The sequence below is a fragment of the Pectobacterium sp. CHL-2024 genome (assembly GCF_044751765.1).
Taxonomy (GTDB): domain Bacteria; phylum Pseudomonadota; class Gammaproteobacteria; order Enterobacterales; family Enterobacteriaceae; genus Pectobacterium; species Pectobacterium brasiliense.
Map to the genome: position 1 here is coordinate 85,353 of NZ_JBIXKO010000009.1, position 13,525 is coordinate 98,877.

Below are 13,525 nucleotides of genomic sequence, written 5' to 3' on the forward strand. Positions count from 1 at the left end.
TAAAACTGCAATCGTTAGTTTGGTAAAACAACAGGGGCTAAAGCGGTAATCGCGAAAACCCCTGTCGCTAAAACATGGCCGTTAGAACATGTCGTTCAGCGTGACGCCAACGCCAAAGCGGGTCTGACGGTGGTTGTAGTCAATCAGGGATTCGCCGTAGCCGCTAAACACCTTGGTGTAGAAACGGACATGACGCGTCAGCGGGTAGCTCCAGCCCAATTCACCGCCACCGTAGCCGCTGTTCCAGTTATAGCGCCCTTCTGCGCTAAACACGCTGTCGCCCCACACATAGCCGACGCGCAAGCGATAATGGCCCATGTATTTGGTGATATCTGGATTGTCATCCTGACTGTCGGAGAAACGCACCCACGGCTTCACATCAACCTGCCAGTTGCCGTTCTGCGCCATCAGGCGGGCATAGGCACGGTTCCAACTGCGCGACGTCGGTTCGGAACGGCCGTTAGACTGGTGGTTAAAGCCCATTTCCACATCCCGCAGCGTCCAGCCCGCGAAGGTGTAGTTCGTTGCCCAGCCCAAAAAGACCTGTGGCTCATAATCGGTTTCACGGAACGGAGAAGACTCACTCTTATTAGACAACTGCCACCATGAGCGCTGCGTATAGGACGCCCCCAGCAACGAGTTATCACCCAGAATGCCACGCCAGATCGGGAACCCCAGACTCAACTGGTAATGCACTTCATCTTTACGTGCTTCATCGCCCCAGTTATAGCTCTGTATCGCCGTTTTATTGATGTTGCTGGTATAGGTATACAGTATGTAGTTGCTCTCGTAAGGATAGAGAACAAACGGGGTGTTGTGCTCTTCTAACAAGCTGGCAATAATGCTGCCACGTACCGCAGGTTGATTTGGCGCAGGCTCGTTTACGTTTGTTGTTGTTTCAGCATGGGCCTGTGCTATCAGTAATGCTGCCAGTACGAATCCGATTTTATGCATTCATTTTCTCCGACATGTTTTTCTCCAGCATTCTTTTATCCAAATAAAATCTTTTATCTAAATAAACTCATTTATCTAAATAGTGATAAGCCTTCCCCACTCAAGCCCGCCATTCTACACAGTTCAGCGACGTTTGAATTATCGTTCTCCCGTTTCTCGGCCTTTTCTGGCAAGAAACAAAATCAATGCATAAAATAAACACTTGCATAACCTTATCGCATCAAATCACCTACATTTAATGTTTACCTCTTATTGCTCGGACGGAAAACAACGATGGCTAACCACCCCTCATTTCAGGGAACGACATTAACCAGAGATACCGTGCGCCAGCTCGTTGGCGAGATCTTCATTTACAAGATGCCATTCAACATCGAACTCGGTCTTGAACTACAGCAGTTTGAAGCCGACAAAGCCGTCCTGACGTTCACTCGGCAAGATAAGCTCATCGGCAATGCAGCACAAAAAATCCTGCATGGCGGCGTGATTGCTGCCGGGCTGGACGTTGCCGCCGGATTGGTTTGCGTTGGCAACACGCTGCTGCGCCATGAGACGATCAGCGATCAGGAATTTCATCACCGCCTCGCCCGCATGGGAACGATTGATATGCGGGTAGATTATCTGCGGCCGGGCTATGGAGAACACTTCACCATTACCAGCACGCTGCTGCGCGGCGGCAATAAAATCGCCGTCGCCCGTGCCGAATTGCATAACGAACAGGGTTCGCATTTGGCCAGCGCTACCGCAACCTATATTGTCGGGTAGCCTTTCTCGTGGGCAAACGGGATTGTCATTAACACTTTACGTGAAAGCGCTCACAGTTTTGGGTAGACTTAGCGTTTTCCCGCCGTCCTTATCGAGTCACCCATGAACGCGCAACAAACCCGTGAGGGGATCTTTTTCGCCCTCGGTGCGTATTTTATTTGGGGAATTGCTCCCGTTTACTTCAAGCTGCTTGAGCACGTTCCGCCCAATGAAATACTAACGCACCGTATTATCTGGTCATTCTTCTTTATGCTGCTCCTGCTGACCATTGGCCGGAAATGGCGTCAGGTGAGCCTTGCCTGCCGTAACGTCAAGCATCTGTTTCTGTTGGCATTAACGGCGGTGCTTATCGGCGGAAACTGGCTGTTGTACATCTGGGCGGTCAACAACCATCACATGCTAGAAGCCAGCCTGGGGTATTTCATCAACCCGCTGGTTAACGTCATGTTAGGCATGATCTTTCTGGGCGAACGCTTTCGCCGCCTGCAATGGTTGGCCGTGTTGCTCGCCGTGACCGGCGTACTGGTTCAGCTGTGGACGTTTGGCTCGCTGCCGGTTATCGCGCTCGGGCTGGCCTTCAGCTTCGCGTTATACGGTCTGCTGCGTAAGAAGATTGGTATCGACGGGCAAACTGGCATGCTGATCGAAACGCTGTGGCTGCTGCCGGTCGCGGTCATTTATCTGTTTTTTATTGCCGACACGCCAAGCAGCCATCTGACAGCCAATCCCTGGTCGCTGAACCTGCTGCTGCTCTCGGCGGGTATCGTCACCACGGTGCCGCTGCTGTTTTTCACCGCCGCGGCGATGCGCCTGCGCCTATCGACGCTCGGCTTCTTCCAGTATCTCGGCCCTACCATCATGTTTATACTGGCAGTGGTGTTCTACGGTGAAACATTCAGCAGCGACAAACTGATTACTTTCGCCTTCATCTGGGGTGCGCTGGCGCTGTTTATTCTGGATGCGCTTTATACGCAGCGTAAGCTACGCCGCACGCCAGCTACAGTTTCCCAGCCTCAACACGACGGGAAATAAAGCGCGATAAGATCGGGCTGAACAGCAGCGTCGAAAACAGCCGCAGCGTCTGCATGGCGATCACAAACGCCATATCGACCCGACTGCCTGCGGCAATAATCGCAATCGAATCCAGCCCGCCGGGGCTGGTCGCCAGAAAGGCGGTCAGCATATCCACCGGCATCATTTTCGTCACCATCCACGCCATTCCACCGCACAGCAGCATCAATCCCACTATCGACGCCATCATGTGCGGCAGCGTGCGTATAGCCAGCAAAAAGATCGGGCGGGTGAAACATAAACCCACACTCCATCCGATAAAGGCATAGGCCAGCGCCAACAGCCATTCTGGGGTTTGCAGATGCAAGGTGCCGCTGGCATGCAGCATCGAGCCGATAATCATCGGCCCTAACAGCGCCCCGGATGGAATGCGTAGACGTCTTCCCAGCCAGGCGCTGCCAAACGCCACGCAAAGCGTCGCCAGAAAGCGCCAGTCCAGTGCGGGAAACCAGACCAGCATCGCGCTGTTTTCCGCCGCTTCATCACCCAAACTCAGGCGCGCGACAAACGCCGCCGACGCGGTGACCATCAGCACGCGTAAATATTGCATGAAGGCGACCAGCCGTACGTCCGCGCCAAACTCCCCGGCCATCGCGACCATTGCCGACGCACCGCCCGGCGATGCGCCCCAGGTTCCGGTCGTGCCGGGCAGTTCGCTAAATTTGACCAGCAGCCAGCCGGATAGCCCGCTGGCAACCAGCGTCGCCAGCAGAATGAACAGCACCAGCGGCCATTCACTCATCAGCGGTTTCAGGATAGAAAACGACAGGCTTTGTGCGACCAGACAGCCCAGAACGGCATTGCTGCCCGCAAAGCAGACGGGTGGGATGCGAATCGTCGCACCGTTTAACCCCATGACGACGCCGACCATCATCGGCCCCAGCAACAGCGCGGCGGGAACGTGGTAAATCTGTAGCCCAAACCCAAGGGATAATGACACCGACAGCAATATTCCCCATTGCATCCAAGGAGATATCCCTTTCATGCACACGACCTGTTTTTTTAAGGATAGAAAGTAAGAACAGAAAGACTGTCCGCCATTCTAAACAAGATGGCCGGAGAATGAACAGACGCGGAAGAATAAACAGGAAGAGTGAGTCGGGGAACGACAAGTATAGAGAAAGGCGTTTTAACGCGCCTGACGGTTAAACCCCATCAGGCGCATCGGTAAAAACTTAGAGCCAGTTCTTACGTTTGAAATAGAGGTACGGTGCCAGTCCGGCGAGAATCATCAGCACAATCGCACCCGGATAGCCAAACGACCATCTCAGCTCTGGCATAAACTCAAAGTTCATCCCGTAGCTGGATGCCACCAGCGTCGGCGGCAGGAACACCACGGAAACGACCGAGAAGATCTTGATAATTCGGCTTTGTTCGATATTGATGAAGCCCATCGCCGCCTGCATCAGGAAGTTAACCTTCTGGAACAGGGATTCGTTGTGCGGCAGCAGAGATTCGATATCGCGTAAAATTTCGCGCGCCTGCTCCAACTGGCCGGATGGCAAGCGGGCTTTACGCACCAGGAAGTTCAGCGCACGTTGGGTATCCATCAGACACAGGCGCACTTTCCAGCCCACGTCTTCCAGCTCCGCCAGCGTGGACAGCGCGTCGTCGTACTCTTCACCCTGACGCCCTTCCATAATGATGCGGCTCAGCGATTCCAGATCGCTGTAGATGTTCTCGATCTCGTCCGCCAGTTGCTCAATTTTGGTCTCAAAGAGGTCGAGCAGCAGTTCGTAAGCATTGCCGTCCACCAGCGTTTGGTTACGGGCACGCATGCGATACAGGCGGAATGCAGGCAGCTCACGCTCGCGCAAGGTGTACAGACGACCATCACGAATAGTAAACGCCACGGTCGAGTTACCGGCGTGATCGTCAGCATCTTCAAAAAAGAAAAAGGAGTGAATGTGCAGGCCGTCTTCATCTTCAAAAAAACGAGCCGACGCTTCAATGTCTTCCAGTTCCGGGCGGGTTGCCAGGCTTTGTCCCAGTTCGTTTTGTACTTTTTCACGCTCATCGTCTTCCGGCTCGATCAAATCGACCCAAACTGACGTGGTGAGATCATCGGAGTCATCCAGTTCCAGACGAGATAAACGGCAGTTATCCAGTTTAAATGCGCTCAGCATGGGCCATAGCTCCCCTTTCAGTAGCAGAGATGGACAACGCGATTGAAGCACAGAAACAAAGGTGAGGTGTCACCAGCAGGTTTCAGTCCGTTCGACGGATCTGACTCGTAGCGACAAAAACAGCGTCGCTGACAACCACGAAGGCTATCAGCAGAGGAAGATAGCCTTAGAAGTTGTACCTAATGAACAGGTTAGTGAGCCAGTATCGACTGGGTGTGTCCAAGGCGTTAGTCCTCCGAGAATAATGATGCGCGCATGTTACGCCGAGATGAAAAAGACTTCAACTTTAAAACCGCGGCTGAAACACGCTGTAAAAGATTGGTCAAATGGATAAGGTTTATCCAATAAATTCGGCGCGGAAAAGGGTAAAAAACGCAGTCCTCAGAGTAAAAAAGAACCGCGTTTATCGGTTAAGCGTGGTCTGGTAAATAGGCGATAGCACGGACGGGGAAGCCGGGCGCACCAGCGAAATTAGGGTAGCTGACGTGAATATAAGCGCCGGTAGACGGCAGCTGATGCAGGTTATTCAGCACCTCAACCTGCCAGGCATTTTGGTTCAGCACGAAGAACTCGCCAATCAGCCCGTTGTTGCGACGGAAATCCGCAGCGGAATCCGTATCCAGCGTTTCATGCCCAACCGCACTAATGCCGCGCTCTTCAAACAGGAACGTCAGCGCCTCAAGCGACCACCCCGGCGTATGGCTGTTGCCCTCTTCATCTTTATTGGCGAAGGCATCAAGATCAGGCCAGCGCGTGCTCCAGCCGCTGGCAAACGCGACAAAACTGCCTGACGGGATTTCCCCGTGTTCACGCTCAAACGCCAGAATGTCGTCAACCGACAGGCGGTAGTCGGGATCGTTCGCGACGGCGTCTTGCTTGTGGAGTACCACCAGCGGCAGCAATAGCTCTTTATTATCAATACGATCCAGATATCGCTTACCCGCGACAAAATGCCCCGGCGCATCAATATGTGTCCCCGTCTGTGTCGCAAACGTCACGGCCTGCGCATAGAACCCGTGATCTTCAACGTTGAATAAGGTCTTACGCTGCAACACACCTTCAAACGCGCTAAAAATAGGAATCGACTCCGTCACCGTATGCGTGAGATCGACCCATTTCTTCTTCTGTAACTCGGCAATAATCTGGTCTAGCGTCATGGGCATGCTCCTTTTTTATTGTGATACCACACATCCATGGATACGCGGCAGGCCACCTAGCATTGTCGAAAATGACGATAAAGACTAAGACAGGGTTTTTATAAGTTATATAACCCCGTCATACTTCAAGCAGCATTGTGACGATCACACCGTTTCCAGCCTGGCATAAGCAGCGACCAGCCATTTAATACCTTGCCCTTGAAACGCGACCTGAAGACGGGCGTGATCGCCGCTGCCTTCCAGATTCACGATCGTACCTTCGCCGAATTTCGCATGGCGAACCCGCTGCCCTAATTTGTAGCCGCTGTCGTTTTGCGTTATCGGCGTGCCGAGACGCTGATGATTAACCGGACGGGAGACGCTGGCGCGTAACCGTACTTCTTCAACACACTCTTCCGGCAGCTCGCCGACAAACCGGGAAGGCCGGTGATAAGCTTCTTTGCCGTATAAACGGCGGGATTCCGCGTAGGTTATCGTCAGCTTTTCCATCGCGCGCGTGACGCCGACATAAGCCAGACGACGCTCTTCTTCCAGACGTCCGCCTTCATCCAGCGACATCTGGCTAGGGAACATCCCTTCTTCCATACCGACGATAAACACCTGCGGGAACTCCAGCCCTTTCGCCGAGTGCAGCGTCATAAGCTGAACCGCATCCTGATTGGCATCCGCCTGACCTTCTCCTGCTTCCAGCGCGGCATGCGACAGGAAGGCCTGAAGCGGCATCAAATCCTGATCTTCTTCCTGATAGCTGAACTGGCGCGTCGCCGTCACCAGTTCTTCCAGGTTTTCTACCCGCGCCTGCCCTTTCTCGCCTTTTTCCTGTTCGTACATGCTCCACAGGCCGGAATCCTTAATCGCCCGGTCGGTTTGAATATGCAATGGCAGCTCAGAGGTTTCATAGGCCAGCGCATCGATCAGCTCGATAAAGCGTTGCAGCGATGCCGCCGCCCGCCCAGCCAGCACTTTCTCCTGCAACAGCGCCCGCGTGGATTGCCACAGCGTCAGCTGACGATCGCGCGCCGTCTGGCGCACCACGTCCAGCGTGCGATCGCCAATGCCGCGCGTCGGCGTATTCACCACACGCTCGAACGCCGCATCATCGTTACGATTAGCGATTAGGCGCAGATAAGACAGTGCATCTTTAATTTCCTGACGTTCGAAGAAGCGCATGCCGCCGTAGATGCGGTACGGCATACTCTGCTGCAACAGCGCCTCTTCCAGCACGCGCGACTGGGCGTTACTCCGATACAGAATGGCGTTATCTTTCAGCGAACCGCCATTTTCATGCCAGGTTTTAATCCGATTAACGACGTAGCGCGCCTCATCCAATTCGTTGAACGCGCAATACAGCGAGATAGGCTCGCCTTCTACACCATCGGTCCACAGGTTTTTTCCGAGCCGCCCGCCGTTATGCGCGATCAGCGCATTCGCCGCTTTCAGGATGTTGCTGGTCGAGCGGTAGTTCTGCTCCAGACGGATCGTTTCTGCACCGGCGAAATCTTTCAGGAACAGCTGAATATTTTCGACCTGCGCACCGCGCCAGCCGTAAATCGACTGATCGTCATCCCCGACGATCATCACCTTGGCGCTGTCGCCCGCCAGCATACGAATCCAGGCGTACTGAATGCGGTTGGTGTCCTGGAATTCGTCCACCAGAATGTTGGTAAACCGTTCGCGATAGTGGTTCAGCACATGCGGCTTGTTCAGCCACAGTTCATGCGCACGTAACAGCAGCTCGGCAAAATCCACCAGCCCGGCACGATCGCACGCTTCCTGATAAGCCTGATACACGCGCTGCCACGTTTGTTCGATAGGGTTGCCGTAGCTTTCAATGTGCTGCGGGCGCAGCCCCTCATCTTTCTTTCCGTTGATGAACCACATCGCCTGACGCGGCGGCCACTGCTTCTCATCCAGATTCAGAGCCCGAATCAGACGTTTCAGCAGACGCAGCTGATCTTCGCTGTCCAGAATCTGGAAATCCTGCGGCAGATTGGCATCCATATGGTGCGCACGCAGCAGGCGGTGTGCCAGCCCGTGGAAAGTGCCAATCCACATGCCGCCCTGGCTGGTGCCGATCAGATGATCGATACGATGGCGCATCTCCGCCGCTGCTTTGTTGGTAAACGTCACCGCCATAATGGAATACGGCGAACAGTTTTCGACGGACAAGAGCCAGGCAATGCGATGAACCAGTACCCGAGTTTTGCCGCTGCCTGCCCCCGCCAGCACCAATAAATTGCTGCGCGGCGCGGCTACCGCGTCACGCTGTTTGTCGTTGAGGCCATCGAGCAGATCAGAAACGTCCATAGGTACGGGTTATCCGGTGAGGGAAACACCGCATCGACAAGGGCGTTTCCACTGGTGATTTATACAGATTAATGCAGTGATTATAGCAATGCCGACAGCGATGCCAACCGCGAAATTTCAATATGCGGCAGCAGCCGGGCGTCGCCAATCTGCGTCAGGTTGCCTTCACGCAGGTTAATCCAACAGGCCTGCATACCGCAGCGGATCGACCCCGCCACATCGGTCGTGAGATCGTCACCGACATGCAAAATCTCATGCACAGGCAAATTAAGCTTTTGCGCTGCCAGATGGTACATATCGTCAAACGGCTTGGCGCGACCATGCGGGCCAGCGCGCAGGATAAACGAGAAATAGCGATCGAGGCCAAAGCGGTGCGGCTCAGCGTTACCGTTTGTGATGGCGGCCAGCGGCACTTTCTCGGCTAACGCCGCCAGCGTCTGGTGCGTCTCTTCGGTGATCGTAATCTGGCTGCGCCAGTGGGCAAAGTTTTCCATTGCCGCTTTTGCGCCATCCTTAGCCTCTGCCGCGCTCAGGCCGCGCTCTAACATCGCCAGTTCAGCCGCACGGCGACGCCATTCGGTCACGTCGTGATAGATGTCCGGTTCGCGCTCAAGCAAGGTCTGGCGTAAGTTCTGAAAGTCATCGGCCTGAAAATCACGAAGTGCAGGATGGTACTGTTGTAGAAAGTGGATTGACTCTTGCCCCGTGCGCCGAATGACGTCCGCGTTGTCGTACAGCGTGTCATCCAGATCGAACGTGATCGCCCGGATCGGGCCAAGAGATCGGTAAAAATGCATCAGGGTTTCCCTCGTTTGGCGCGTGGATGCGCGGCATCGTACACGGAGGCTAAATGTTGAAAATCAAGATGGGTGTAAATCTGCGTCGTGGTCAGGTTAGCGTGGCCAAGCAGCTCTTGTACCGCGCGTAAATCACCGCTGGATTCCAGCATGTGCGTCGCAAAGGAGTGACGCAGTTTGTGCGGATGGACATGACTATTCACGCCCTGCTTAATCCCCCATTCGGCAAAACGCTTCTGCACGTTGCGCATCGAAATACGTCGCCCCTGATTGGAGATAAACACGGCATCATCCTGAGGGCCAAACCGTTCACGCAGCGCCAGCCAGCGTTCCAGCCAGGTTACCGCCGTTTTTCCTATCGGCAATTTGCGCTCTTTACTGCCTTTCCCCATGACCCAGATTTCACCGCTGGCCAAATCAATATGCTGATAATCCATGCCAACCAGCTCAGCCAAACGCAGCCCCGCGCCGTACATCACTTCCAGCATCGTGCGGTCGCGCACCGCAAGGGGATCGTCCAAATCGATTTCCAGCAGGCGATTCGTCTCATCCACATCCATATTCTTGGGTAATGGACGCCCGGCTCGCGGTGCTGAGACCCCTTTAGCGGGGTTCGCCACCAGCACGCCGCGTGACACCATCCAGTCGAGAAAACTGCGCAGTGCCGATAAACGGAGCGCCAGGCTACTGGAATGCAGCCCATCGCGCTTACTGCGGGACACCACGGAACGCACGCCAGAGGCGTCCAACTTGCGCCAGTCAGCCACACCCGCCGCAGAGAGTATCGTGATAACCGCGGACAGTTGGCGTAAATAGCTGGTCTGCGTCAACGGGCTTAGCTGACGCTCTACTTTCAGATAGCGCAGGAACGCATCAACATCAGCTTGTAACGGCGAAGAGGAAGGAGCCTCCGATGGCGCAGGCTGCCGGCTCATGCCCGCTCAACCCAGCGCGTCAGCATCGCTGGCAGCATCATGGCCATTTGCTGAAGCAGCACGGTTCCCATGCCATCCTGATAATGGTGGCTGTCGCGGCTGCTGAAAATCAGCACGCCCAAATCGTGATGATTTCCCATCAGCGATAGCGCGACCGACCCAACCTGTCTGGCCTGTGGCAGCAGAAGCAACAGCTCCGGCCCGTTCAGACTGCCAAGATAGTGGTTATGTTGTCCGAAGCGCTGAATGCGCAGCGGCTCAAAGGTGGAGCGGTTTAGCTCAAGGTGGGTAAAACCAGACGGCGCGCCAAGGCGCCATTTATCACTGAACAGACGCACCGTTGCGCCCGCCAGACCAAGCTGACGCGCCCAGCGCTGCAAGCGATCCAACATGTCGGTCAGGCTATCCGCCGACGCTAATTCAGTTTGTAACCCAAGCAGGCGATTGAACAGCACTTCGTTCGCCCCCGCCTGTTCCATCAACAGCGTGATTTCTTCCTCAAGCTGAGTAATGTGGTTACGCTGACGTGCCAACTGCCATTCCACCAGCGACACGGTTCCCCTGACGGGGTGAGGAATGCGCATCTGCTCGACGGGACGCGCATTGCGGATAAAAAAATCGGGATTCTGTTGCAGGAACTGCAAAACCATCTCGTCACTGAGTGCGATCTCGCGCTCTGCCTGTTCCTCGACATTCTTCATAAATGAATAAATCCATCGTAGACATGCGTTGCAGGCCCGGTCATGAATAACGGATGTCCCGGCCCATCCCACTGGATATCCAACTCCCCGCCCGGCAGCGATACGCGAACGTTCGCGGACAATAATCCCTGCAGGATCCCTACCGCCACAGCAGCACACGCGCCGCTACCGCACGCCTGCGTTTCTCCCGCACCGCGTTCGTACACCCGCAGTCGGACAGTGTGGCCATCAACCACTTGCATAAAACCGATGTTGGCACGTTCGGGAAAACGCTCGTGGCTTTCCAGCAGCGGCCCCAGCGTGTCCACCTTCGCCGTGTCCACATCCTCAACCTGAATCACACAGTGCGGGTTGCCCATCGACACCACGCCACACAGCACCGTATGTTCGTCGGCACGCATGATGTAGGTTTTCTCCGCTTTGACCGCGCGGAAAGGCACCTGTTGCGGCTCGAAATTGGGTTCGCCCATATTGACGCGTACCAGTTCGTCATCGGTCACCGACAGCACCATCCGGCCAGTCTGCGTACTGACGGCAATATCACGCTTGTTGGTCAGCCCTTTCAGGCGAACAAAACGAGCAAAGCAGCGCGCGCCATTGCCGCACTGCGCCACTTCGCTGCCATCCGCGTTAAAAATGCGGTAATGAAAATCCAGTTCAGGATCGTAGGGCGGTTCAACGACCAGCAATTGGTCAAACCCTACACCACAGTGTCGATCCGCCAAACGGCGAATCAATTCGGGTGAAAAATAAACGTTTTGCGTAACGGCATCAACAACCATGAAATCGTTGCCTAACCCGTGCATCTTAGCGAACTGCATTATCCTGACTCCCCCGCTTGCTTAACCGGGCGCGATAAACATCTACGTGACCTGTTATTTATTATTACCGTCACGCATTAAGGACGTACTGATGCTTTCTTTTGCGGCGGCTGGTTCTCATTTTGCTGAGTCGTTGAAGCACCGGATTTGCCATCGGCAGGCATATAAAGCGGCCCTTTCAGACCACAACCAAATAAACTCACTACGGCTAACACCAGAAAAAGCTGGCGAAATACGTTCTTCATCACGTTAAGACCTGTCATTAATACTCGTATGCTCTCTATAATCGCAGGTGGATCATGAAAATCAATAGGAATCGAAAATGAACGATAGCGAGTTCCACCAATTAGCCGACGAACTCATGCTTCAGTTGGAAGAAACGCTGGATCGGTTTGAGGGTGATGCCGACATCGATTACGAAACTAACGGCGGCGTGATGACGCTGAGTTTTGAGAACGGCAGCAAAATCGTGATCAATCGGCAGGAACCGCTGCACCAAATCTGGCTGGCGACCAAAACGGGCGGTTACCACTTCAACCGTCAGGCGGAGCGCTGGGTATGCGATCGCAGCGGTGAAGATTTTATCGCGCTGCTGTCAGCGGCCTGCTCGGATCAGGCTGGGGAAACCGTTCACTTCGGGTAACCGCCTTTTCAACGGTCTCGCGGCGCTCCACACCTCAGCGCCGTCCCAGAATGATCAACCCCAGAACCAGCAACAACAGCATGCCGATACCCACCATATTGACCAGCGGCCAACCGCTGGTTAGCGCCATCAGGCTACCGGCAGATAACGAAGCCAGCGCGTTAGGCACGTAAATCACCAGCGAGTTAATCCCCTGCAAACGGGATTTATGCACTGAATGGGTAAACGCATTCAGCATGAATGTCCCGCCGTTGAACATAAACGCCCACCCGACGCCGAACAGCATCAGCGCAAAGAGGAAGTGCCAGAACGTCAAACCGCTCAGCGCGACCGCCACCCCGACGACGTTACACACCATGCCAATCACCACGACCTGAATCGGCGTCAGTCGCTTCGCCAGCAGCACTAACAGCAGCGCAGGCGCATACATCGCCACAAAATGCCATTGCAACACCGTCGCGCTGTTGCTGACAGAAAAGTGGTGCTGGTGCATCGCCAGCGGCACAGAATTCATTAAGAGCGTCATCACCACAAACCCGACAGAACAGCTTGCCGTTCCCAACACAAATGCCCGGCTTTTCAGGATTGACGCCAGCGGTTCACTACGCTGAGTACTGGGCGTGGCAACGGACATCGGGGGAAGTTTAAGACCAAACAACAGCAGTGACGTGATAACGCAGATAAATGCCGCCGCGATAAAGCTGCCAAGAAACGGGTACGGTGCCCAGAGCTGAGAAGACTGGCTGGCCGCGAACGGACCGAGGAAACCACCCAAAATACCACCGCTGATCACCCATGAAATCGCCCGATTTTTCTGCTGATTGTCGGTAAATATCTCAGCCGCGGCGAAACGATAATACTGATTGAAGGCGCAGGACATCCCCAGCACAAATGTCGAAAACACAAAGAGGGAGAAGCTGTGTAGCACAATCGCCAGCGCCGCCAAAAGCGCGCCCGCCAGCCCCAGCAGCGTGCCGATGATGAACGCGTTGCGCCTGCCATATTTCGTCATCAATGAGGAAACGGTGTAGATCATGAGCGCCGCGCCGCACACCGTCGCGGTAATCGGCAGCGTGGTCAACAGCGGAACCGGCGTCATTAATACGCCAACCAGCGTAGAGCACAGCGTCATCAGGGAAATAATACTGCCGGTCAGCCCTTGTCCGAGCGCCAGCAGTATCAGGTTTCGGCGTTGCAACGAATCCATCAATACATCCCTTTCTGAATACGCTGAAAGCCGAGTGCCAGAAC

15 protein-coding genes are annotated in these 13,525 nt (G+C 54.7%); 3 read left to right on the forward strand and 12 right to left on the reverse strand.

From position 1 onward, the window contains the following. Positions 1–81 precede the first annotated feature (81 nt). Positions 82–954: a phospholipase A gene (pldA, locus tag ACIPUG_RS14520; protein WP_039504628.1), complete on the reverse strand. Its 873-nt coding sequence runs from the start codon at positions 952–954 to the stop codon at positions 82–84. Positions 955–1,227: 273 nt separating this feature from the next. On the opposite strand from pldA, the gene ACIPUG_RS14525 reads away from it, so the two are divergent. Together ACIPUG_RS14525 and rarD are read left to right on the forward strand one after the other, a co-directional pair. Next, positions 1,228–1,716 carry a thioesterase family protein gene (locus ACIPUG_RS14525; RefSeq protein ID WP_014916920.1) on the forward strand — a complete coding sequence of 163 codons (489 nt, stop codon included), beginning with the start codon at positions 1,228–1,230 and terminating at the stop codon, positions 1,714–1,716. Between the two features lie 102 nt (positions 1,717–1,818). Next, a complete protein-coding gene (gene rarD / locus ACIPUG_RS14530) occupies positions 1,819–2,748 on the forward strand; it encodes an EamA family transporter RarD (protein WP_014916921.1) in 930 nt (309 codons plus the stop codon). On the opposite strand, the gene ACIPUG_RS14535 is transcribed toward rarD, so the two are convergent. The 10 genes from ACIPUG_RS14535 to ACIPUG_RS14580 form a co-directional block, all read right to left on the reverse strand. Beyond that, positions 2,714–3,772, reverse strand: coding sequence for an AbrB family transcriptional regulator (locus tag ACIPUG_RS14535; RefSeq protein WP_014916922.1), 1,059 nt, complete (start codon positions 3,770–3,772; stop codon positions 2,714–2,716). The genes rarD and ACIPUG_RS14535 overlap by 35 nt on opposite strands. 190 nt (positions 3,773–3,962) lie before the next feature. After that, positions 3,963–4,913 (reverse strand): magnesium/cobalt transporter CorA, encoded by a 951-nt coding sequence (gene corA / locus ACIPUG_RS14540; protein ID WP_010284904.1) that lies wholly within the window; start codon positions 4,911–4,913, stop codon positions 3,963–3,965. 166 nt (positions 4,914–5,079) lie between these two features. Beyond that, positions 5,080–5,136 (reverse strand): YsgD/CorL family protein, encoded by a 57-nt coding sequence (gene ysgD, locus ACIPUG_RS14545; protein ID WP_349814568.1) that lies wholly within the window; start codon positions 5,134–5,136, stop codon positions 5,080–5,082. 187 nt (positions 5,137–5,323) lie between these two features. Continuing rightward, positions 5,324–6,070, reverse strand: a complete 747-nt coding sequence (locus ACIPUG_RS14550; protein WP_039286217.1) for a cyclase family protein — start codon at positions 6,068–6,070, stop codon at positions 5,324–5,326. Between the two features lie 144 nt (positions 6,071–6,214). Beyond that, a complete protein-coding gene (gene uvrD / locus ACIPUG_RS14555; RefSeq protein WP_180787102.1) occupies positions 6,215–8,377 on the reverse strand; it encodes a DNA helicase II in 2,163 nt (720 codons plus the stop codon). Between the two features lie 80 nt (positions 8,378–8,457). After that, positions 8,458–9,174 (reverse strand): 5-amino-6-(5-phospho-D-ribitylamino)uracil phosphatase YigB, encoded by a 717-nt coding sequence (yigB, locus tag ACIPUG_RS14560; protein ID WP_180774907.1) that lies wholly within the window; start codon positions 9,172–9,174, stop codon positions 8,458–8,460. Beyond that, positions 9,174–10,109, reverse strand: coding sequence for a tyrosine recombinase XerC (gene xerC / locus ACIPUG_RS14565; RefSeq protein WP_400338933.1), 936 nt, complete (start codon positions 10,107–10,109; stop codon positions 9,174–9,176). Before xerC ends, yigB begins: the two co-directional genes overlap by 1 nt. After that, a complete protein-coding gene (locus tag ACIPUG_RS14570) occupies positions 10,106–10,810 on the reverse strand; it encodes a DUF484 domain-containing protein (RefSeq protein WP_320722127.1) in 705 nt (234 codons plus the stop codon). Before ACIPUG_RS14570 ends, xerC begins: the two co-directional genes overlap by 4 nt. After that, positions 10,807–11,631, reverse strand: coding sequence for a diaminopimelate epimerase (dapF, locus tag ACIPUG_RS14575; protein ID WP_400338936.1), 825 nt, complete (start codon positions 11,629–11,631; stop codon positions 10,807–10,809). The genes ACIPUG_RS14570 and dapF overlap by 4 nt, the downstream gene beginning before the upstream one ends. A gap of 77 nt (positions 11,632–11,708) precedes the next feature. After that, positions 11,709–11,894: a lipoprotein gene (locus ACIPUG_RS14580; protein ID WP_014916929.1), complete on the reverse strand. Its 186-nt coding sequence runs from the start codon at positions 11,892–11,894 to the stop codon at positions 11,709–11,711. 59 nt (positions 11,895–11,953) lie between these two features. Here ACIPUG_RS14580 and cyaY point away from each other — a divergent pair, with 59 nt between their 5' ends. Then, a complete protein-coding gene (gene cyaY / locus ACIPUG_RS14585; protein WP_010284924.1) occupies positions 11,954–12,274 on the forward strand; it encodes an iron donor protein CyaY in 321 nt (106 codons plus the stop codon). Between the two features lie 34 nt (positions 12,275–12,308). Here the strand turns inward: cyaY and ACIPUG_RS14590 are convergent, their stop codons facing one another. Further along, entirely contained in the window at positions 12,309–13,481 is a 1,173-nt protein-coding gene (locus ACIPUG_RS14590) for an MFS transporter (RefSeq protein ID WP_400338939.1), read from the reverse strand. Positions 13,482–13,525 lie beyond the last annotated feature (44 nt).

Excerpts from the sequence above, each read along its gene's own strand:
- pldA (WP_039504628.1), bottom strand. The coding sequence starts at position 954 with ATGCATAAAATCGGATTCGTACTGGCAGCATTACTGATAGCACAGGCC.
- ACIPUG_RS14525 (WP_014916920.1), top strand. The coding sequence starts at position 1,228 with ATGGCTAACCACCCCTCATTTCAGGGAACGACATTAACCAGAGATACC.
- rarD (WP_014916921.1), top strand. The coding sequence starts at position 1,819 with ATGAACGCGCAACAAACCCGTGAGGGGATCTTTTTCGCCCTCGGTGCG.
- ACIPUG_RS14535 (WP_014916922.1), bottom strand. The coding sequence starts at position 3,772 with ATGAAAGGGATATCTCCTTGGATGCAATGGGGAATATTGCTGTCGGTG.
- corA (WP_010284904.1), bottom strand. The coding sequence starts at position 4,913 with ATGCTGAGCGCATTTAAACTGGATAACTGCCGTTTATCTCGTCTGGAA.
- ACIPUG_RS14550 (WP_039286217.1), bottom strand. The coding sequence starts at position 6,070 with ATGACGCTAGACCAGATTATTGCCGAGTTACAGAAGAAGAAATGGGTC.
- uvrD (WP_180787102.1), bottom strand. The coding sequence starts at position 8,377 with ATGGACGTTTCTGATCTGCTCGATGGCCTCAACGACAAACAGCGTGAC.
- yigB (WP_180774907.1), bottom strand. The coding sequence starts at position 9,174 with ATGCATTTTTACCGATCTCTTGGCCCGATCCGGGCGATCACGTTCGAT.
- xerC (WP_400338933.1), bottom strand. The coding sequence starts at position 10,109 with ATGAGCCGGCAGCCTGCGCCATCGGAGGCTCCTTCCTCTTCGCCGTTA.
- ACIPUG_RS14570 (WP_320722127.1), bottom strand. The coding sequence starts at position 10,810 with ATGAAGAATGTCGAGGAACAGGCAGAGCGCGAGATCGCACTCAGTGAC.
- dapF (WP_400338936.1), bottom strand. The coding sequence starts at position 11,631 with ATGCAGTTCGCTAAGATGCACGGGTTAGGCAACGATTTCATGGTTGTT.
- ACIPUG_RS14580 (WP_014916929.1), bottom strand. The coding sequence starts at position 11,894 with ATGACAGGTCTTAACGTGATGAAGAACGTATTTCGCCAGCTTTTTCTG.
- cyaY (WP_010284924.1), top strand. The coding sequence starts at position 11,954 with ATGAACGATAGCGAGTTCCACCAATTAGCCGACGAACTCATGCTTCAG.
- ACIPUG_RS14590 (WP_400338939.1), bottom strand. The coding sequence starts at position 13,481 with ATGGATTCGTTGCAACGCCGAAACCTGATACTGCTGGCGCTCGGACAA.